19 protein-coding genes are annotated in these 21,054 nt (G+C 61.3%); 12 read left to right on the top strand and 7 right to left on the bottom strand.

Annotated features, from left to right (window positions below; translation table 11 throughout):
• Positions 1–515: 515 nt before the first annotated feature.
• From DVT68_RS17320 to DVT68_RS17270, 11 genes are all read left to right on the top strand, one after another.
• Positions 516–1,505, top strand: a complete 990-nt coding sequence (locus DVT68_RS17320; protein ID WP_158543534.1) for a tetratricopeptide repeat protein — start codon at positions 516–518, stop codon at positions 1,503–1,505.
• Positions 1,506–1,840: 335 nt separating this feature from the next.
• Complete coding sequence (locus DVT68_RS17315) at positions 1,841–3,241, top strand: GGDEF domain-containing protein (protein WP_158543533.1); 1,401 nt, start codon at positions 1,841–1,843, stop codon at positions 3,239–3,241.
• Between the two features lie 219 nt (positions 3,242–3,460).
• On the top strand, positions 3,461–4,414 hold the full coding sequence (gene pip, locus DVT68_RS17310) for a prolyl aminopeptidase (RefSeq protein ID WP_114826397.1): 954 nt from the start codon (positions 3,461–3,463) through the stop codon (positions 4,412–4,414).
• Positions 4,415–4,668: 254 nt separating this feature from the next.
• Positions 4,669–5,037, top strand: coding sequence for a tlde1 domain-containing protein (locus tag DVT68_RS17305; protein WP_114826395.1), 369 nt, complete (start codon positions 4,669–4,671; stop codon positions 5,035–5,037).
• Positions 5,034–5,567, top strand: coding sequence for a hypothetical protein (locus tag DVT68_RS17300; RefSeq protein WP_114826393.1), 534 nt, complete (start codon positions 5,034–5,036; stop codon positions 5,565–5,567). The genes DVT68_RS17305 and DVT68_RS17300 overlap by 4 nt, the downstream gene beginning before the upstream one ends.
• 842 nt (positions 5,568–6,409) lie before the next feature.
• Complete coding sequence (locus tag DVT68_RS17295; protein ID WP_158543532.1) at positions 6,410–6,952, top strand: DUF2059 domain-containing protein; 543 nt, start codon at positions 6,410–6,412, stop codon at positions 6,950–6,952.
• 72 nt (positions 6,953–7,024) lie between these two features.
• Complete coding sequence (locus DVT68_RS17290; protein WP_147281763.1) at positions 7,025–7,261, top strand: hypothetical protein; 237 nt, start codon at positions 7,025–7,027, stop codon at positions 7,259–7,261.
• An 84-nt stretch (positions 7,262–7,345) separates the two neighbouring features.
• The gene (locus DVT68_RS17285) at positions 7,346–9,148 is read left to right on the top strand and encodes an aspartyl protease family protein (RefSeq protein ID WP_233523533.1); all 1,803 of its coding nucleotides are present in this window, start codon (positions 7,346–7,348) and stop codon (positions 9,146–9,148) included.
• A gap of 130 nt (positions 9,149–9,278) precedes the next feature.
• A complete protein-coding gene (locus tag DVT68_RS17280; protein WP_114826388.1) occupies positions 9,279–9,635 on the top strand; it encodes a hypothetical protein in 357 nt (118 codons plus the stop codon).
• A 234-nt stretch (positions 9,636–9,869) separates the two neighbouring features.
• Entirely contained in the window at positions 9,870–10,727 is an 858-nt protein-coding gene (locus DVT68_RS17275) for an energy transducer TonB (protein WP_114826386.1), read from the top strand.
• Positions 10,728–10,888: 161 nt separating this feature from the next.
• A complete protein-coding gene (locus DVT68_RS17270) occupies positions 10,889–11,248 on the top strand; it encodes a hypothetical protein (protein ID WP_114826384.1) in 360 nt (119 codons plus the stop codon).
• Positions 11,249–11,626: 378 nt separating this feature from the next.
• On the opposite strand, the gene DVT68_RS17265 is transcribed toward DVT68_RS17270, so the two are convergent.
• The 3 genes from DVT68_RS17265 to DVT68_RS17255 all read right to left on the bottom strand — a co-directional run bounded on the left by DVT68_RS17265 (position 11,627) and on the right by DVT68_RS17255 (position 14,444).
• Positions 11,627–12,073 (bottom strand): hypothetical protein, encoded by a 447-nt coding sequence (locus DVT68_RS17265; RefSeq protein WP_114826382.1) that lies wholly within the window; start codon positions 12,071–12,073, stop codon positions 11,627–11,629.
• A gap of 377 nt (positions 12,074–12,450) precedes the next feature.
• Positions 12,451–12,951: a hypothetical protein gene (locus DVT68_RS17260; RefSeq protein WP_114826380.1), complete on the bottom strand. Its 501-nt coding sequence runs from the start codon at positions 12,949–12,951 to the stop codon at positions 12,451–12,453.
• A 929-nt stretch (positions 12,952–13,880) separates the two neighbouring features.
• Positions 13,881–14,444: an OmpA/MotB family protein gene (locus DVT68_RS17255; protein WP_114826378.1), complete on the bottom strand. Its 564-nt coding sequence runs from the start codon at positions 14,442–14,444 to the stop codon at positions 13,881–13,883.
• A 562-nt stretch (positions 14,445–15,006) separates the two neighbouring features.
• Here DVT68_RS17255 and DVT68_RS17250 point away from each other — a divergent pair.
• On the top strand, positions 15,007–15,930 hold the full coding sequence (locus DVT68_RS17250) for a M14 family metallopeptidase (RefSeq protein WP_114826376.1): 924 nt from the start codon (positions 15,007–15,009) through the stop codon (positions 15,928–15,930).
• Positions 15,931–15,965: 35 nt separating this feature from the next.
• Here the strand turns inward: DVT68_RS17250 and asnB are convergent, their stop codons facing one another.
• The 4 genes from asnB to DVT68_RS17230 are packed head-to-tail and all read right to left on the bottom strand — an operon-like array spanning position 15,966 to position 20,092.
• Positions 15,966–17,924 carry an asparagine synthase (glutamine-hydrolyzing) gene (gene asnB, locus DVT68_RS17245; RefSeq protein ID WP_114826375.1) on the bottom strand — a complete coding sequence of 653 codons (1,959 nt, stop codon included), beginning with the start codon at positions 17,922–17,924 and terminating at the stop codon, positions 15,966–15,968.
• A 37-nt stretch (positions 17,925–17,961) separates the two neighbouring features.
• Positions 17,962–19,488 (bottom strand): ArnT family glycosyltransferase, encoded by a 1,527-nt coding sequence (locus tag DVT68_RS17240; RefSeq protein WP_114826373.1) that lies wholly within the window; start codon positions 19,486–19,488, stop codon positions 17,962–17,964.
• A 41-nt stretch (positions 19,489–19,529) separates the two neighbouring features.
• Positions 19,530–19,805 carry a lipid-A-disaccharide synthase N-terminal domain-containing protein gene (locus DVT68_RS17235; RefSeq protein ID WP_199536118.1) on the bottom strand — a complete coding sequence of 92 codons (276 nt, stop codon included), beginning with the start codon at positions 19,803–19,805 and terminating at the stop codon, positions 19,530–19,532.
• A complete protein-coding gene (locus DVT68_RS17230; RefSeq protein ID WP_114826371.1) occupies positions 19,802–20,092 on the bottom strand; it encodes a lipid-A-disaccharide synthase N-terminal domain-containing protein in 291 nt (96 codons plus the stop codon). The genes DVT68_RS17235 and DVT68_RS17230 overlap by 4 nt, the downstream gene beginning before the upstream one ends.
• Positions 20,093–21,054 lie beyond the last annotated feature (962 nt).

The raw sequence follows: 21,054 nt of genomic DNA, 5'->3' as shown, positions 1-21,054 counted from the left end.
TCCGTGCTCCCGGGCCGAAAGTGCTTTTGGTTTAGTCGCGACGACAAGTTTTTGCTGGATCCGCGGCATTTGGACCAAGGCCTGCTTCCAACTCGAGGCGGACGTATCCAGCCGGGAAAAACTCGTGGGCATCGACCAGGGGATTCCGTGCGGCGACAGCAAGTGACCCAGCCCGCGTCTGGTCCTGATAATTCCTTGCTGCCGTGATTTATCGGGTTCCGAATTAGTTCAAAGGCCGCCTAACTTGGTCCGACAAAACTACTTCGGCTCGAACAGTGTTCTCTCTCCCATCAGGTCGCCATCCTGAGGGTTAACCAGGGGTATCTCCAGAAATGAGTTGCAAGTCACTTGGCCTGATATTGCTTTGTGCATTCTTGGCAAGCTGCGACACAGCGCCGTCGAAGGATAGTCACTCTGTCACCGCGCGAAACGCTGCTGCTGAGAGCGCCCATTATTCACAGGGTGTAGGCGGTAGTCCGTTCTCGCCCGAAGAGATTCGAGCGTTTCGAGCGGAGGTGGCAAAGGCCGAGCAGATTCAAGATGACAACGAACGCTGCCTCGCCTACCCCAATCCTCCGGGGAGCCACTGGTCTCGCGACACGGTAAAGGCGTATTGCCACTACCGCCTGCAACCCACACTCAATACTGAGTACATGGCGCAGCTGGTGAAAAACAATCAAGCGCCGCTAATTGATAGGGCTGTTGCCGAGTACGTGAAAACGACTGCAACTATTGAGCATTCGCAGGACACCATCTGGCGCTCGATCGCTCAAGACTTCGATACGACCAATCCGCAGGTACGGTCGATGGTGGACGAGTGGAAGAAGCAGTCACCTGGGAGCGCGCTGGCCTATGCGGCGAGCGGTAACATTTACTACAAGATGGCGGCTGCCGCGCGTGGTGGTGATTGGGCCGATCAAACACCGCAGCAAAACTTCGAGTCGATGCATGGCTTGCTCGAGAAGGCCAAGAAGGATCTTGCCAAGGCGGTGGAGCTTGACCCATCGCTCAGCGGCGCATACGCCGTGATGGTTCGCGTCGGCAGAATGGATGGTGACGTGGCTTTCACAGAGGAATCGGCTCGGCGTGGAATGGCCGTTGATCCGGCGAGCTACGCGATCTATCAAATGGTTGCGGAAGCGGCAGAACCACGTTGGGGTGGCTCGCGGACGCTTCAGCAAGCAGTGATCAAGTCCGCGGAACAGCAGTCGGTCGCAAATCCATTGTTGGTCCTAATCCGCGCCGCCGTCTTGATGGATGTCTATGACCTTCGTGTGTGCCACGACCGGACAGGACAAGAGGAGGCGGCCTATCGCGACGTGTTCGACCAGGTTGGTGGTTTCGGTGACCTTCTGGGGGCGGGCGAGTGTGCCAAGGACCAACACCATTCCGAGCTGGCTTTTGTGTTCCTGTCAGAGGCTTGGCGCTTCCATCCGGGGCCGGACATCATGCAGGACCGCCAATTCGTTGCCGCTGAGCTCGATCAGTCGGGCTACAAGCGCTAGTTTGCTATTGACGGGATCCGCTTTCAGGGGGATCTCGAGCGGAAAGTGGTCGTCTTGCTTTGATTTGGTGGCAATCGAACGAGCAGGCGTGCGCGGCCTGACTACCTGGAATCACCTGCGTGAATGAGTGGCCGCTTCCAACCCAGAGCGGACCTCCATGTAGCAGGGGAAGCCTGTGAACAAGACCGTTAATGCTTGGCTTTCGCCGAACGAACTCCGATAGAGGAACCATCCGCTTGGTTGTCGCCTTGCTCATCATGCTGCTGACCGCCCATGTGGTGTTGGCGCACTGGTGCGGTCACGCGGAGGCCGTGCCGCCCCAGTTGGCCATGTTGATGGTGCAGGGCATGGCGGTGTGGGCGGTCTATACGCGCTATCGGCGCAGCCCGTCCCTCATTCGGCTTCCCTGGTTGCTCCTGGCGTCGGCGGTGCTGATGCAGATGCTATGGAACGGCACCAACGTGCTGGCGACGGTGCTGGGTGATAAGGGCGGCTACCTGGCTGCGCTCGCAACGGTGCTGTCAGCCCTGTACGTGATCCCGTGCATGTTCATGTCGACGCGGTCTTTCACGCTGCACGAACCGCGTGCCGTGGTCGTGTTGGATTTGGTGCTGTTGTTCCTGGTGGCGGTGCTGGTATACCAGTTTTTCACCACGCTATTGAGCGGGCCGCTAGCTGCTGATCCGGCCAGCATCTACGTTGTGGTCTACCTGGCGGACGCCATCGATTTTTCACTGGCCGCCATGGCGATTGTTCGCCTCCTTGGCGCCCGAAGCTTTCGATGGCGCATCTTCTACTACACGGGCGGAGCCTATCTGTTGGTCAATGCGACCGTGGCTTGCATATACAACCGCATTGAGATGCATGGCTTGCCATGGTGGGCAGGCGCACTGATCAATATTCCACACGCCCTGCTCGTACTGGTGGCTTTACGCCAGCCGCCTCGGTGGTTGAGGTCCTACCGTCCATCGCGGGGTGTTTCGCAGACCATTGCCTCGTTCGCGCCGATCCTGCTGTCGACGATGGTGGTCATGCTGTGCATCAGCACAGCGCGTTTCAACTTCGTGCCCAGCCTGGTGGTTGGCGCGCTGGCGGTGCTGTTCTACGGGTTGCGCGTGGCCTTCATCCAGAGTCGGCAACTCGACCAGCAACGTGCGATCGACCAAAGCACCTGGCGATTGGAGCAACAGGTAGGTCGCGACCCGCTCACAGGCATCGCCAACCGCGCCACGCTGGACAGGCACCTGCGCGAAGCGCTTGAAGAAGGTCGCAGGACCGGCGGTTTCTGCTCACTGCTGATGATCGATATCGATTACTTCAAGCAGTACAACGACAGCCTCGGCCACATCGCCGGTGATGCTTGCCTGGTGAAGGTGGCTGACGCTTTGGGCCGCAACCTGGTGCGCAGGCATGATCTGGTGGCCCGCTACGGCGGCGAAGAGTTTGCCATCGTGCTCATCGACACCAATGCGGAAGTGGCGGAGGAGGTCGCGCGTCGCCTGATCATTGCTGTCGAGCACTTGCAGATCGCTCACCCGGGCTCTCCTCTAGGACGTCTCTCTATCAGCATTGGCCTGGCGACGCAGACCGAGCAATCACTGACGGATCCGGTTGCGATGCTGGCCGAAGCCGACGATGCGCTGTATCGCGCCAAGCGCAATGGCCGCAATCGCTTCGAAGGTGCGCCAGGCGAGACCGACCCATCAACCATATCGGTCGACGCCAGCGGCGCGTAGCGCGCCAGGCTCTGGCCGGCATCCTCTGCATCCCATTCAGGAGCCGCCGTGGGCGGCATGGCGCAGTGATTGTCAGGTCGTTGGGCGTTCCCGTTCACTGGTAAAGCCCGCCTGTCACCGCGAGCGCGTTTACGACGCAGTGAAGCAGGGAAAGGCCGGCCACTTTCGCCGCCCGCCGGCGCGTGGGTATGCTCGCCTCATAGCCAAGGGAGTAAACGGGTGCGCGAGCTATATCCCGAGATTGAGCCTTATCGCACGTGGCGATTGGCTGTCGACGACATCCACGAGCTGCACGTGGAGGAGTGTGGCAACCCGCAGGGGTTGCCGGTGGTGTTCCTGCACGGTGGACCGGGCGCGGGTGTTTCACCGTATCACCGCCGCTTCTTCGACCCGGCCCGCTATCGCATCGTGTTGTTCGATCAGCGCGGCGCCGGCAAATCCACGCCGCATGCGGACCTGCGCAACAACACGACCAGCCACCTCGTGGCGGACATTGAAGCCATCCGCGAACACCTGGAGATCGAACGCTGGGTGGTGTTTGGGGGCTCCTGGGGCTCCACTCTGGCGCTCGCGTACGCGCAGGCGCATCCCGAACGCCCGCTGGGTCTGGTGCTGCGTGGCATCTTCCTCGCCAGGCCGGGCGAGTTGCGCTGGTTCAACGAACTTGACGGCGGCGCTTCCTGGATCTTCCCGGAACGTTGGGCGCGCTATCTCGCGCATATCCCCGAGGTCGAGCGCCACGACATGGTGGAGGCCTACTGGCGCCGCCTGGACAGCGACGACGAGGCGGTGCGCCTGGCGGCGGCGATGGCCTGGGGCAATTGGGAAGGTGGCAGCACCACCTTGATTCACGATCCGGACGAACCGGGCAACTTCGAAGACCCGAAGGTGGCCATCAGTGTCGCTCGCGCCGAGGTGCACTATTTCCGCCACGCGATGTTCCTCGCGCCGGACCAGCTGCTGCGTGACCTGGGTCCGGTGCGGCACATCCCGGCCACCATCGTGCATGGCCGCTACGACATCATCTGCCCGGTAAAAAGCGCCTGCGACCTTGCTGCCGCCTGGCCGGAGGCCCACCTGCACATCGTGCTTGCCGGACATAGCGCCGCCGACCCCGCCATCGTCGATCAGCTGGTACAGGCCACCGACGCACTGGCTGACCGCTACTGCTGACTGAATCGCTGGGTCATGCCTTCCATGGCATGACCCATCCAAGGGCGACTTCAGCCCGCTAGCTCATCCCGTTGCCGCCTCCCTCGGCGGCCGCGGAGGCTCCCACTTTGATCGGGTGAGCGACGTCTGCGCGCGCTGATTCATCACGAGATGAGGTCGCATGCGAGCGTAAAGTGACCGGTTCGGGCGGCCGTGGGCGGTGCTTCTTCCTGCGCCGAACACCCATCAGACCTTATAAGTCGCGGAGCGCAACCATGACCTGGGTCTACAGGCAGACCACTGGCGAACTGTTGCACGAGGGAAAGCTGATCGAGGCCAATGGGTACTCCGGGCACGGTCATGGCAAGAACAATGCTTCCATGCAGTCAGTGCGGGATGTCGGGCCAATTCCGCAGGGGCGCTACCTCATCAATGCACCCCACAACTATGAGCACGTCGGCCCGTTCGCCATGTCGCTCACGCCCGCACCGGAAACAGACACGTTCGGACGGTTTGCCTTCTTCATACACGGCGACAGCATGAGGCACCCGGGAGAGGCATCGGACGGCTGCATCGTGGCGCCACTGGCTGCCCGTTATCGGGTGTGGCGAAGCAAGGACCGGGACCTGACGGTGATTGCATGAAACGACGCATGTTCCTCTCACTCGCGTTGGCGAGCAGCAGCCTCTGGGTGACATCACCCTTGCGCGCCGCGAAGACCACCCAGGCCAGGTCCCTGATAAGGGCGGCGCCACCGTTCCGGACGGCGAAGGACGTCGCCGACGCCGTCGACCGGCGTGGGGCGCGGGCATTTTTGATGTCCCTCAGCGCTGAAGACACGGAGTTTCTATACGAACGCATCGGCTTGGGAGGCCCGGATTGGGTTGCGCTTGCGCCGAGGCTGGCCCCTGGCGCGGATGGCGCCGACGCTGAGGGGCTGTCGATCGAGCTGGCTCACGCCTTGCCAAGGAATGCCGCAGCCGTACTCAAGGTCTTGGACCCGATCGAGGGGGATGACCGCATCCTGGCGACTTCACGCGTCTGCAGCATTCCATTCATTGAGGGTGTCCCGCACAACTACAAGATCATGGCGAGACGGGCGCTGTCTCAAGTGCGGGATCCCACCCTGCAAGCAGCGAAGCGACGCTGCCTTGCCGTTCTAAACCAGTCATGACGGATGTCACCAGTCGGCGGAACCCTGGGGCGCGAAGCAAGCGCGCTTCACCTCGACGGGCGGATTGGATCCACTGTGCGTCGGAATGTCCGCTCCCGATCCGAAGTAGATGTACACCGAGCCGCCGCTCAGCAGGCCGACGGATCGCGGTGTAGAGGACAGACTGCGGGGCTGCGAATGACAGTGGCGGCCGAGATACCGTCGGCTGCTATCGGAGCCACTTCCTGCGGATGCCTCTCTCACTTGCGGTGGCCAAGGCTTAGACGGCCGTACGGCATCGCGCTGATTCAATGATCGCATTGCCCATATGACGCAAGAACTTGCTATTGCAAGAGTATTGACACTCGCAAGAATGACTCCGTAAGTTAGGTGCAAGCGAGAGGGTTGGCGTCGTCCAGGGACGTCCCCGGTTCGCAGAAGTGAGTCTTAGTTGGGACAGTCCAAGCACTAGCAGGTCTCAGGGGGAGGCTGAGTGACATGGGGCGACTTGAGGCGTTTCGCGCGCCAACTTGTGAACGGGCTATTCGAGAATTGTTTTCGACGGGAGCCGCATTCGTGGCTCACCGTCAACGTGGTTTGATTGCAGGGCCTCCATAGGCCCAGCGCGCCACACATCCTTCCGCGACTTTCGAATCTGGACGGTGATCGATCGACTGATCGATCGTCGTTACGGGCGAATGTAGCCGACCATCAGATCGCCTCAGATCGATAACAACCCACCGTTTCCCTCGGGCATGGGCAGTCCATCAACGTGGGCGGCCGTACATAACGTGTGCCGCGGACTCGACCGAATGCCGCTGTCGACCAGAACCTTAGGTCTTTCCAATTCGAGGAATTCGACGATGAAGTGTCGTTTCTTGCTGCTGTTGATGCTCGCTGTTCTGATGTCGCCGGCATGGGGCACGGAAGCGCCGCCGAGCGACGAATCAATTCATCAACTGCTTGATGTGATGCAGTCGAGAAAGTTGCTCGACGGAATGGCAGCTCAAATGAACGGGATGATGTTGAAGTCAGCAGAGCAGGCAAACAATGGTGCACCGCTGGCTCCGGAGGAACAGAAGATCGTCAATCGCGGTGTGGAAAAGCTGGCGGACCTGGTCAAGCAACAAATCGCCTGGCCCCAGATGGAACCCATGATGCTGGACATCTACCGGAAGACCTTCACGCAGAAGGAGGTAGACGATCTCGTGGCGTTCTACAAGTCACCGTCGGGGCAAGCGGTGATCCAGAAGATGCCTCAGGTCCTGCAGCAGACGATGGCGATGACCCAGGCAAAGATGCAAACGATGCTGCCGCAGATGCGACAAATCAGTGCTGACATGGTGAAAGAACTCAAGGGCTATCGCGAGGCGCATCCGACACCAGACACACAGTCCGCCCCTTAATCGAGATGGCGATGATGTCCGTTTCCGACCGGAATGGACGTCACGATACGAGGAACTGATCAGGGGGCGGCAATGACATATTCGGAGCATGATCTTGCAGGTGAGTTGAGAGAAGTTCTCAAGGGTTTCTCTGGCGCGATTGATTATGGGCAGGTCGCGGATTGGGCGTACCAGACCTACCTGCGCCACGCGCGCGACATTGGCCCGGACGTCAAGCAGCTATTGGTGTCGCTGGAAGCGATGGCGATGGGCCCCGAGTTTGCATTACCCGACGGCCGGCTTCGCGAGATTGCTCAATGGAATTACTAGCGTCTGCTCCCGCTCCTGGGCGGACATCAAACGGCGGCGGCTTGAACGGGCCACGGTCGTAGTCAGAGATATTGAAAGCCGGTCATGATTCTTGCGGAGTTGGTTTTGGACAGAAGGGGAGAGAAGAAGGTGTTGCAACGTTTCCTTATGGGAATAGCCGTACTGCTTGCGGGCCAAGCGTGGGCAGATGACTGCCATCTCATAAATTACGGAACGCTTCCCGTCGAAATGGTAGGCAATAAGCCCACCACCCTGGTGCAGGTCAACGGAAGCCCGACGCGCTTCATGATCGACACGGGCGCCTTCTTCAACGTCATGTCGGCTGCCAATGCCTCGGCGCTCGGACTCAAGCTGGAGCCCGCACCCTTCGGGCTCCGTATCGATGGCATTGGAGGCAGTGCGTTCGTCCAGCAGGCCAAGGTCAAAGAGCTTGGCATCCTCAATACCACGCTGAAAAATGTGTCTTTTCTGGTGGGTGGCACGGATGTCGGCAGCGCGCTGCTTGGCTCCAACCTGCTGGATTTCGCCGATCTGGAACTCGACTTCGCGCACGGTCGGTTGACCCTGTTGAAGACGGAGCATTGCGCAAAGACGCAGCTGGCGTACTGGGAGAAGGATGGCAATTACAACGTTGCCGACATTGAGCCGGGTGACAACGGACATGATCGGCGCACTTTCATCAACGTAATGATCAATGGCCACAAAGTGCGCGCCATGGTCGACTCCGGGGCCGACGCGACCGTACTTACGCGTGACGCTGCAGAGCGGATTGGCGTCAACCTCAGCGCGCCGGGCGTCAAGGCGGGCAGTACCGCCATGGGTTTCGGCGCCAAGCAGGTCAAGCAATGGACGGTGAGAATTGACTCGTTTTCGGTCGGGACGGAGACAATCCAGCACAGTCAGATGATGGTGATTGACGGCGATATCGGTGACCAGACCGACATGCTCCTCGGCGTGGACTTCATCCTTGCCCACCACATGTTCATTGCCAAAAGCACGGGCAAGGTGTTCTTCACCTATAACGGTGGGCGTGTGTTTACCTTTGCCACTCCGCCGGGCGAGGACCCAAAAACCGGCGCCGGCAGTGGAGCGGATGGAACAGGGGCGGCGCCCCTGAGCCCGGAGGCTTACGCCTTATCGGGGCAAGCGCACTTGTCGCGCGGCGAACCCAGTGCGGCGCTTGCCGATCTGGACAAGGCCATCGGCTTGGCTCCCGATCATGCGGCCAACTATGTGGCGCGCGCGAGGGCGCATGAGGTTGCCAGGCAGCCCGAGGCTGCGCTGACCGATCTGGACACGGCCTTAGGTCTGGATCCGAAGAATTTCGAAGCTTTGCTGATGCGCGCCGAGCTGCGTTTCTCACGCAAGGACCGCGTCGGAGCTGCAGCGGATGCGACGGGGGCAAGTGCGTTGGCGCCGGCTGGATCAGCGGAGGCGCGTACGATTGCCACCCTCTACATTCAGCTCGATGAGCCCGCGGCGGCATTGCCGATGCTCGATGGTTGGATTCATATGCACAACGATGACGCCATGCTTGGTTCCGCCCTCAACGAACGTTGCTTCGCGCGAAGCCTGAGCAATCAGATGCTCGACGATGCCTTGAAGGATTGCCGCAAGGCGATCAAGCGCGACGGCGAAAAGCCGCCTTACCTCGACAGCCTCGGTCTGGTCGAGTTTCGGCTCGGACATTATCCAGAGTCGGTCAAGGCATACGAGCAGGCTGTGGCGAAACTGCCCCGTTCGGCATGGTCACGCTACGTTCTTGGCCTCGCGAAGATTCGCAGCGGCCAGGTCGACGCAGGTAATGCCGACCTGGTCGCTGCTCGCTCACTTGATTCGCAAATCGAGACGCGCGCTACCGCGCACGGCCTGACGGCGGCGCCTTAGGGCGCGGAGCGCGCAATGAATGTGGGCCGGGTGGGGCTTCGAGCGGGATGGGCCTTAGTCCGGGGATGTGAATGTCCAGTTTCGATCGGAAGCGGATATCGTTCAAAGCCGGCAGCGCCAAGGAGGTGTCGTGGCCTTAAAGAGCAGGGTGTTGCTTTTCACACTGGTGGTGGTGTCTGTCGCAGTCGGTGGCTACGAGGCGGCGCTGTTTGCCCAAGGTCTCAATGCTGGGGCTTCCTTCCAGGCAACTTGGTCGCTCGTCTTCCTCGTGCTTCTCGTCCTCTGGGTGGACCTGGACTGTCGAGAACGCAGGGACCTCTACCGCCCATTCGAGTTCGGGTTTTTGGTGTTCGTCTTCTGGTTGCCTTACCTGCCTTACTACTTGATAAGAACCAGAGGCGCGTTGGGACTGTTGTGGCTGCTTGGGTTCGCTCTGCTGTTCTATGGAGGATATTTGCTTGAGTGGGTCGTTTATTGGGCGAGCTAGGGCCTGGTGTGGACATGGTGCACTTGTCCGCTTCCGAGTCGAAGCGCTCACTTTCAATCCTTGGGCGCACCGTTGCATGGCGCTTGGGTGTAAATCGGCCGGCGCGCTAGCCGATCAGTGAAGTTTGGTCAGTGAGGTAGAGGCAACCAATGCCCGCCACCGCCAAGCCGCATAAAAGGTCTCAGTCGAGAGACGACAATTCCGTGGGGGAATCCAATGCGAACGAATTTAGCCATGGCCTTGGCAGTCTGCCTCAGCCTGGCGTCCATGGCAGGTCATACCGAAGACGTGCGCAAGCAGGTTGTGGCCACGACGTTGATCACCGGTACGGTACAGGTCACGCCCGAAGGAAAGGTTCACAGCTACACCCTCGACCAGGCTGACAAGCTAGCGCCCGCTGTCCGCACTTTGCTCGACAAGAACATTCCGGTATGGACGTTCAAGAGGTCGATCACGTTGCCGATCGATATCACCGAGCGCATGACCATTCGTCTTCTCGCGGCCCCGGTTGATGACAAGCACGATAGAGTCAGCATCATCGCGGCATCGTTCGATGACGACTTTCATACCGAAGACGCCAGGCCAACCTCCCTCAAGCGTGTGCAGCCCAAGTACCCACTCATGGCCCTAGATGCGCGTGTCCAGGGCACGGTCTACACGCTGGTCCTGGTTGGCCGCGACGGCAAGACCCGGAAGACAGAGACGGAGCAGGTAAACCTCCGGTCGGCCGTCCCTGAACACGATCAGGAGCGTATGCGCAACGACCTCGCGCGAGCTGCCAGTGCCGCACTTCAAGACTGGACCTGGAATGTGCCGACGACAGGTAAGTACGCCAATGCGCCAGGTTGGTACGTGCGCGTACCGGTCCGATTCAACCTCCAGGTCCGCGGAGCGCCACCGGTCAAAGAGCCTGGCCTCGGCGAGTGGGAGGTCTACATTCCTGGCCCGCGGCTCAAGCGGACTTCAAACCCTCTTCCTCCTGAACTGCTGGTGCCGGAGGCGTTGGCGCAAGGTTCGGATGCGATCGCCGATGGGCACGTGCAAGCGGCCTCGTCATCGGTGGAGCTGACTTCGCCCTTGGACGGCGGCTAGTAATCCGGGAATTTCGCTACGGCTAAAGCGCCGGTTGGACGCCCACTACCAGCCGCCGAACAATACGACACACGGAGACCGCCGGTTAGGGGTTCCTGTTGGGTTGATGGCGCAATCCACTCAACGACGCAACGAAAGAGGTTTCCATGAGAGGTTGTCTATTGAGCGCTGCGCTGGCGCTGGTCCTGGCGTTGCCCGTGCTGCCGGAGCAGGTGCTGGCCTCTGACTCGGCGCCGGCGATGAAGTGCAGCATCGGGCCAGTGACCAAGCAGTACGGAAAGACCGATTGGCTTGTGTACGGGTGCGAAGATGGCAAGTCCATCCGGATCGTGTCGGCTCCGAAGAACAAGGCGGTTCGCTTCCATTTCACGTTCATCGCGGATGACGATGGATACGCGCTTCACGGGGAAGGCCAGGGTGACAAGCGAGTCACTGATGCTGCCTTCCAGGAACTGAACTTGCTGAGTGAAAAGGACGTGGCGGCACTAGTGGCGGAGGTTCGCAAGACGTCGGGTAGCTGACGCAATCGGTGCCATGGCCCGAGCTACGGAGTTGGCGCTATTCCCTTGCTTACTTCGATGGATAGCTATTTCAGCGAACGTCGGGTCCGGCACCGAGGCCAGCGGCTCGGGCAGGCTATCGGTCAGTTGGGGATGCCTCAGGAGCAAGGCGGACTTGCCGACCTGCGGATTCGGGTCTGCAGGCGACACGGACGTCAGAGCTAGGGGATGCTTGGCAAAGGGGAGGAGTCCATATAGGGATCTTTCTGGATAGCGCAAATTGAGAAACAGCAGCATGGCGTCCAATACCAGCGCGCTGCTTAGACCGGAGCGCAACGGTGGTTCGCTATAACCGAAATACGCACTGGGGTGTCCTCCGGTGCCTGGACACAACAACGATCAATGCCCAATCACAGGCGATTGAAAGACCGTGCACTGTTGCCCCGTTACGGGCGAGCTTTTTATGAACTCTACGGCTGCCCTCGCATCTTCGCGATGTAGATTCGAGACGAGATTCAGGAACAGGGGATTTGACTGTAGTTTCGCAGCCGCGCGCTGAGTCGCACTCCTGTTGCCCTGGTTCATGGTGCAAAAAGCATCGGCGGCAAGCACACTTTCCCCTACCAAGAGCCTCAATCGCTCGTCCGCAATTTCTTCTGCTGTTCTGGCTGTGCCATCGATTGGCTTTTGAACTTCGCTCACCAAATCCTGAAAGCTCCGAGCAACAACGCCTGCGGGCCCATCAAGCGTCACGAAATAGTGCTGGTAATACATCACTCCAATCGTCGCCAAACCGACGATGCAGCCGACTACAAACCCCAATATAAAAACGAGTGAAGTGCGCATATTTCCTCGCTACCTATTGAGCGACAAACGAAGCTAGAAACATGAGCACGAACGCGAGTCCTATCCGCTTTGCCATGGTGCTTCCTTCCATTTGTGTTGGTTTCCGAGACGAGCTACCTGAGAGGATGCTCAAGGTGAGCGCAACAACGCCCGCGGCCACCAGAAGTGGTATCTGTGGTTTCACTCGAGTTTTCTGGATCCCCTATTCCCGCGAGCAGGGCACGCCAAACTAGATGCAAGTCTCGCGTAAGCTACGAATAAAGGCAGAGTGCCGCCCCTGTCAAGCCGGCCGCCCCCACCTGGTTGTCACCCGGGATGCGCGCACGGCAGCCGACGGACATGGTGAGGTCCGCTTCCGGCCAGAAGCGGACTTCATCTCAGAATAGGGGTACGGTCAGGCCTATGCCGATACCCAGGGATTGCTCGTGCTCTTTGCCAAAGTCGTAGCCGTACGCAGGCTCAAGGTACCAGCCAAAGTGGTGCCTTTCGCTGGTCCAGTAGATCAATTCGGCTTCGACCTCGGCGCCCGCGGAGTTGCTGATGTGACTACCGACGGTGTGGTTCCACTCTGGACCTAGGCCCGCTTCGAATTCGAAGTGAGGGCTGAGCGCGTATTCCTTTTTGATGATGACGTCGGTATTCCACTCGGTGGTGTGGCCATGGCGCAGAGGGGCGGTGCCGACCTCGATCTCGTAGTCTTTGAAGCCTTCGAACTCTATGGCCACGCTCGGACCGCGTTGTATCTGGTGGTCTTCCAGGCTCCATTCGCCGGCGCCACCAAATTCGATTCGTACGGGAATATCTTTGTCGTCGTCAGCACGCGCTTGTAGACAGGTGAGCAGTAGGGTGGCGGTGATACACGCCGTCACGATTTTCATGGATATCCCTGTAAGTACTGCCATTTGGACTAGGCGCAGCTTTATAAGGGGCCCGTCTTAGTTTTGGCTTTGTTGCATCCGCCGACCCCCAACACGCCGGGGGCGCGTCAGGCGTCGATTGTTGGTCGCTTCGCGTGCCTGCGTTCGATCCATAGGCGATATCGCGGCTGCAATCGAATGAAGACGTCGGTGACTTGGGAGAGCGTGGCTCTGCGGGAATTCGTGCACCCGGTGATGGAAGAGGCGTCTGACTTCGCCTGGAGCGAACAGATCGATCTTTGCATCCCCAACCTGGGAGGCGCGGCGTTGCCAGCCGATCGCCCCGCCTTACACGCCGTGCCAGGGAACCTGTTGGACAGCGCCAGCCGCTACACGCCCGGCGGTGGGCTCGTGGACCCGCGCGTTTACCGGCAAGGAGCCTGGGCGTGCATTGAGGTCAAGGGCAACGTTTTTGGCACATTCCCTAAAGAACGGAATGACGCCTGGCGGCCGTTCTGTTGCGTTGCCGGCACGGGGCGGCAGGGGGTTTGGCGTGGCCCTTGCCAACGATGGAACGAAGGGTGTGCGGAGAGTTGCGCTTGCGCGCGTGGGGCGGGCGTTTGCTAGTTTGAGGGCGGTTTACTTGCGCCAGCAAGCCGGGGTGACATACGGCGTCGACACCGTTCACTTGCGGAGGCCACCTTGATCTTCGGCGCGCCCGACTGCGCTCAGCGAGCTTGGTCGCTGCGCTCGACGCCAGGAAAGGCAGCGCAAGAAGATGTCTGATTTAGTTGTGCGGAGGATCGTCCGACGACCGGGAGGGGCGCTTGTGCGCTTGCGCGAGCCGCCAAGGTTCCCGCGGCGTTGGGCTACCAGAGCATCAAGCTTCCCTGCGTCAGGGGGCAGAGTACCGATCTTCCTGAAAGGTACTCTGCTCCTGCTTTTCGACATTACTGCGGAGGAGTCGCAATGGTGAGTTCCACGCGGCGATTCTGCGCCTTGCCTTCCGCCGTGTCGTTCGAGGCGACCGGGTTTTGCTCACCAAAGCCATGAGCGGAGACCATATCGGGCCTGACGCCTTGCGAGATCATGAACTGCATGACGTTCTCGGCACGCTTCTGCGACAGGATCTGATTGGTCGTCACGCCCTGGGCTGCGAGTTGCGGGCCGATCGGCGTGCTGTCCGTGTAGCCGTTCACGGCAATATGGTTCTTCTGATGAGGCGCCAGGATCGCGGCGATCTTGGCAATGCTCTGTTTGGCGCCAGCCGACATTTCCCAGCCGCCCGAGGGGAACAGCAACTGGCTGTTGACCGAAACCTTGATCGCGTTCTGCATGCGCTCGATGTGCATGTCACGGGACGCGACCTCGCTGCCCATCTGCTGATTGAGCTGCTGGTACTGCGCCTCGAGCTCGGCGTTCTTTTGTTCCGACTCGTTGTATTTCTGTTGCGACACGCAGCCCGCCATCAACACGACCGTACCTACTACGCACAGAATCAAAGACTTCTTCATAGTGGTTCCCCTCTCGCTGACTGGTTGTGCGGAAGCGATCTTGGTTCCCGATAAAAATGGCCTTCCGTGCCGAGGATTTTCGCCAAGGCGCCGTGAACAAAGTAAAAAGAAATTGGCCTTTCATGGCGTGGAAATGCTTTGGATTTGATCGGTTCAGTCCAGCGGAAAACCACGAAATACAGGTATAAATACGTATATCGCGGGGGTGGGGCATTTCTGTTTATGGCCTGATGGTTAGTCATTAAGTAGAAATACCTAGCGACTACCGGTAAATATGCTGTCCCGAAATGCGACTTGGTAGCGATCGCGAAGATGGATTTATCGTTCCTGTGGCGGCGACTGAATCCGCCATCTGGCTCGGGCCAAGAATTGGATCGATGGCAACGGCTGCTGCCGATTGGGCGCGGGCTTTCTCGAGTTCGATGGAACGCTGGTGTCTGATGTGGTTTCAGGACACCACGAAACCTGTTTGACCTTCCACATCGGGGAACGTGAAGATGCCTACCGGCCCCGGGCGCCGTGGGTGATAAAGTACGCCGCATTTCCTATCGCAAGGTCCAAGATGAGCAACCACGCTTTCTATCCGATCGGCGTTGCCGGGCAACCCTGGGGCGCTGCCGAACGCTCAGCCTGGCTGGCGCGGCAGGTGAAGCAGCGCAGCTATGTCGATGACGTGGTGAGCGTGGTGCAGTCGTTGGCCGATCGCTTCGACGTGGTTGAGTACAGGGCGTTGGACTATGGCGTGGAGCATTTCCCGTTGCTGGCCATTCGCAGTCGCGAGTGGCGCGATGATCTGCCGGTGTTGCTGGTGACGGGCGGCGTGCACGGTTACGAAACCAGCGGCGTGCATGGCGCCTTGCAGTTCGTGCAGCAGCATGGCCGCGACTACGAGGGGCGCGCGAATCTGTTGGTCGTGCCTTGCGTCAGTCCGTGGGCGTACGAGCGCATTCATCGCTGGAACCCCAACGCCCTCGACCCTAACCGCAATTTCCGCAAGGACAGTCCGTCGGGCGAATCGGCGGCGCTGGTGAACTTGCTGGAGCCGCTGGTTGATCGCGTGCTGATGCACATCGACCTGCACGAAACCACCGATTCGGATGAATCCGAGTTCCGTCCCGCATTGGCCGCGCGCGATGGCAAGGAATATGAGCCGGGCGAGGTTCCTGATGGCTTCTATCTGGTCGACGATGTCGACAACCCGCAGCCCGAATTCCAGCGGGCTGTGATCGAGGCCGTCGCCAAGGTCACGCACATCGCGGAAGCCGACGCACGCGGCGAAATCATAGGCGCGCCGCTGTTGCTGCCGGGCGTGATCAAGTATCCGGTGAAGCAGTGGGCGTTGTGCGCCGGCATCACCAACGCGCGCTATGCGACGACCACCGAGGTCTATCCCGATAGCCCGCGGACGACTCCCCAGCAATGCAACGACGCCCAGGTGGCGGCGGTGCGCGCAGCCATCGATTACGCGTTGGGCCATCGCGGCTGATGCCGGGTTGAGGCTGCGCCGAGTCTGCCTCTTCGCTAGCCCGAGAAGTTCGCGTGCAGGGCGACGCTTGCTTCCAGTGACCGGGCAGGGGGCGCGGCTTCGACTCGCGGCGGGCGTGCGTCAGCCCGTCGCGACAGATCGACGGAGGCGCGTTGTTGCTGCGCGAGCCACTCCAGCCATTCGCTCAGGACGACGAGCACCCAGATGGCGCGCGAGTGGTCGGCGCGGCGCAGGGTGTGTTCATCGAGCAGCGCCAAAGCGGTGGTAGTGTCGATGCCTGCATCGGCAAGCACTGAGGCCGACAGTCGCTGGGTCGCCCAGCCATGCAGCGGTCCGTGCAGCCATTGGCACAACGGTATGGACAGCCCGCGCTTGCGTTGGTGGACCACTGACGTCGGCAGGTAACGCTGCGCAAAGGCCTTGAGGAACACCTTGGTGGTGAGCCCCCGCACTCGCCACTCCACCGGCAGCGTGGCGGCGAACTCGATCACCTGCCGGTCCAGGTAAGGTCCCCTGATCTCCACCGCATGGCACATGCTGCCTCGGTCAGCCTTGGCGAGCAGGGCGTCGGGCAGCGAGTGGGTGAAATCGTAGTGCTGAATGGCGTCCATCAGGTCGCAGGCGGTGTGCCGGCCCTGGTCGCCCGGCGGATCGAAGCCCAGGCGACGCAGCCACTCCGGTGAGATGCGCGCGTTCCACAGCAGGTGGCGGGAAAAGCCGTCCAGCTCCGGCCCATGGACGAATTGCTTGAGCAGGAAGGAGACGGTCATTTTCTTGTCGCTGACCGGCAGCGCGCTCACCAGACGTCGAATGCCCGCACGCATGGAGGCGGGCAAACGTTCAAAGCGGCCGTGCAGTCGCGCGCCAAGGTAGGTGGGGTAGCCCCCGAACAACTCGTCCGCGCCTTCGCCGGCCAGCAGGAGGTGCACGTCCTGCGAGGCGCGTTCAGTCACCAGCGACTGCGCCATCCATGCGGGATCGGCCAGGGGTTCGCCGGTGGCGGCAATCAGCTTGTGCAGGCGTCCGGGTACGTCGTCGGGCTGCAGTGTCACCGGCACGAAGTCGCAGCCCAATTGTTGTGCGACGTCGGCGGCATGCTGACCTTCGTCGAAGGACGTCTCGGCGAAGCGCACGCAGTAGGCGGTGAGCTTGCGTTCGGGCCGTACCGCGCGGGCAATGGCGGTGACCAGGGCGGAGTCGACGCCGCCGCTCAGCAGCACGCCATAGTCCACATCGATATCGGTCTGCCGCAGCACGGCGCCACGGAGGATGTCGTCGAAGGCCGCCATGTCCGGCGCCGACTTTGGCGTCACACCGATGGGCGCCTTCCAATAATGCTCGTGACGCGCTCCTGCGGCATCGATGACGATCACTTCGCCCGGCTGCAATTTGTGGTGGTGGGCCAGCAGGCTGTGATGCGACGGGCAGAAGCCGGATTGCAGGTAATGCGGGAGAGACTCGCGATCGAGCTGCGGAGGTGTCGGCATGGCCGCGACGAGCCCGGAGAGTTCCGAGGCAAAGCACACGGCATCGTCGGACAACGCGTAAAGCAGGTGGCGCTCGCCGGCACGGTCCCTGGCGAGCAGGAGCTGCTTGCGCGGCGCATCCCACAACGCGATGGCGAACACACCCTGCAGGTGCTCCAGGAATTGGGGGCCGTACTCGAGGTAGAGCGGGGCGATGACGGCGACATCGGTGGTCTGGTCAATCACGTGGCCACGCTGCGCCAGGATCTCCCTCAGTTCCCGATGATTGTCGATCTCGCCATTGCAGGCGACCACGATGCCCGACGGATGCACCATCAATGGCGGTTGCGGCGCCTCGACGCCGCGGATGGCCAGGCGGTTCACCGCCATGGCCAGCCTGTCGCATGCGTAGACGCCGTCACCGTCGGGGCCGCGATGGGCCATGGCGGACAGCATGGCGCTCACCCTGGCGCTGTCAACGCGGGCGCCGGTGGGGTGTCGATAGAGAATGCCGCTGATTCCACACATGGCTCGCCGCCCGGAAAAGAATGATGAAGGGGCCGGATCAGCCCGCTGTCTTCAGCAGGGATCGTCCGCGCCAGCTTCCTGCAGGCGTTGCCGACGCTACTCCGCAATGTGTCAGGACATTGGCAACGGCCGGCGCGCTGATTTCGGCATCGACCACCAGCAAGGTCGGCCGCCTGGCCTTCAGGGCCGCACACAGGTCGTTGCTGGCCTCCGGTGTGGACCAGGCGATGGCGTAGACGGTTCGGTTCAAGTACAAGCGCAAACCCCAAGGCGTTCGCTCTTCGAGCGAGTAGACGTCCGACGTGTTCTCCAGAAAGACCACGGCCTCATAGCTGTCGACAGCGGCCTGAGCAGCCAGTTCACGGGCGGCCAGGCGATTGTCTGCCTGAGAGTGAAACGCATACGCAGCGACCGCCTTGGCCGACACCAGCACCAGCACCCAGGCAATCAGCAGGACGCGGCAGCGCGTCGAACCCAGGTCGACGCTGCGTTCCATCTGCCGGGCGATCAACAGGGATAGCGGCAGGAACAGGGGAAGGATGTACATCGGCAGGCGCGACTGCGCGAGGCAGAACACGATGAAGGGCACGATGAACCACATGGCCAGGAACGGCTCGGGCGCGTTCTGCCCGCGCCAGGCCCGCCAGTTGGCCCGCGAGGCCACCGAGCGCGCCACGCGCAGCATGCCGAGCCACCAGGGAAACGTCCCGACGATCAGCACGGGAAGAAACACGATGGCCCACCCGAATGCGCCCGGATGCCGGCGGTGCACGGCCGTGAAGATGCGGTCGTAGACTTCCTGATGCAGGAAGTAATGCAGCAGCCACGGGTAGCGCAGCACCACCAGGACATACCAGGTCAGGCCGATCACGGCGAACAGCGCGAGGCCGCTCAGCGTGAACAGCTCGCGCACGCGGGGCCAACCCGGGAACAGCGCCGCGTAGATCAGGATGGCGAGCAGAGGCAGCAGGCCGGGCGGGCCCTTGGTGAGAAAGGCCAGGCCGAAGCCGAGCCACATCAGCGTTAGACCCCGGCGCCGTTCCGCCTCTCCGGTCGAATGGCGCGCCTGCACGAAGCCGAGCACCCCGAAGCCTTCGATCAGGGTCAGTAGTACGTCCGTGCTGATGACGTTGGAGGTGAGGAAGGGAAAGACCGAGCAGCCGTAGACCAGCGCAGGCAACCACGGCTTGGCCGGCTGGAGCCGTTTCCCCATCGCGTAGAGCACCCACAGCGTCAACACGAAGGCCAGCGCATAGGGCCCGCGCGCCGCCCAGGTGTTATGGCCGAACACTTGGAGCGACGCGGCGATGGTCCAGTAGGTGAGCGGAGGCTTGGAGAAATTGAGCTGGGTGGGGCTGAAGCCGGGCGCCAGATAGTTGCCCGAGCTGATCATCTGCAGGGCGACCCCGACGTACCTCCCTTCATCGGGGCTCCACAAGCCGCGAGAGCCCTGGAACGCGAAGGCGATCACCAGGCCGAACAAGAGCAGCCACCTCAATGAGAGGTTCTTGCCGGTGGCCGGTGACTCCAACGATACGTCCCCGGCGTTAAAGCTCTCTTGCATGGGTTCTCCCGGTGCAGTGTCCTGCGATGAAAGTGCGCTCGTTACTTTGCGGTCTGCTTTCGCAGCATTTGCAGGTTTCGCAGGAACACCAGCAAGGTGAAGCTTTCGCCAAAGATGAACACGGGTTCTTGGCGATGAATCGCGTAGCTGAGGATGATCACGCCCGCGGCCACGCTCAGGTACCAGAAAGCGCGCGGGATGAGGCTGCGCCCGTGCGCTTCGCTGTAGAGCCATTGCCACAGGAAGCGGACCCCGAACAGGGCTTGTCCGGCCAGCCCCGCGGCGACCCACAGCGAGTGGCTGTCGATGTGCATCATGTCGTGGCTCCCACGCTTTCCCGCCGGCGTTCACGCAGGCGCAGCTGCAGGTTGCGCACATAGATCAGGACGCCACCGGTCTGTCCGACGATGAACACCGGGTCCTTCAGGTGGATGGCGTAGGCGAGCAGGGCGCCACCGCCAATGATGCTCATGTACCAGAACCCGATCGGCACGGCGCTGTATCGCTTGTATTCGCTGTAGAGCCACTGGAGCAGGAAGCGCGCCGAGAAGGCGACCTGTCCGCAGATCCCCAGAATCAGCCACCCGTCGTAGCTAATGGCCATTCGCGACTACCCGGGAGCGCCGCGTCTTGCAGGGCAGGCGCGGCGTGGTGGCGCCAGTCGCGCGGTGATGTTCGCGGTGTGGACGCGTCCGGGAACCATGAAGGATGCGTCCCGGCCTTGGACGTCCAAAGACATGGGGCAACCCGTCGTGGGTGCGGACGGAAAAGCTGTCTTGCAAGACTGAACTACCGCACATGATCCGCCCTTCCCAGGGCCCTCGCGATCCGTGCGTGGGCGTACGTGATACTGACTGATGGATTCGTTCGAGCAATGTATCTCTTCCATACGTTCTTGAGGAGCGGGATGCGTGTGATGGCGCGTGCAGAAGAGCGAGCAGCCGGAGGTTCGCCGTCGACCCCCGCAAGCGCAGGCCATGGCGCCCTCGATCGCCGCCGTTGTCCGTGTGGGTGAGCCCCGGCTGGGCTGATCCATGGGGCCGGTCTTCACCTGATCGTCATCGAAAAAACTTACTATTAAAATGTGACGTAGATCACATTTATGATGTCGTCGCATGCATCGATCAGTACCGGCTACGGACCCTCGAAAGATGGATTCGCATGCCCGACGGTCGGATGACCAGGGGACTTTGGGCCAGGGAGGGCTGTCGCCTTCTGCGGGAGAGCAATGCGTCATGGCCCAGCCCCGGGCGGAACCGGCGTTCCGGTACCCCGCATTCGCCAGCCATATCCCCGAGGCTGCCTGTTGGGCGGACTCGCGGCATCGGTCGCCGGAGGGCTGCCGCCTGACGTCTCGGTCCGCCAGCTTGCGCACGACGGCGGGGATCGTTCCGCGCTGCGCCGAGCCGATCAGTCAACCTCATCGCAAAGTGCTCGCCCGGCCACGTTGCGGGCACATCGCCCATCCGATCAACACGACGTTCCAGACGAGGCTGCCGGCTTGGACGGGCGGCGACCGCTGGGCGGACCAATCACGGCAATAACCAGCGCAGGAGCACCGACGGG

Origin of the sequence: Dyella solisilvae (genome assembly GCF_003351225.1) — a bacterium.
GTDB lineage: Bacteria > Pseudomonadota > Gammaproteobacteria > Xanthomonadales > Rhodanobacteraceae > Dyella > Dyella solisilvae.
This window is presented reverse-complemented; position numbering and strand designations above follow the sequence as displayed.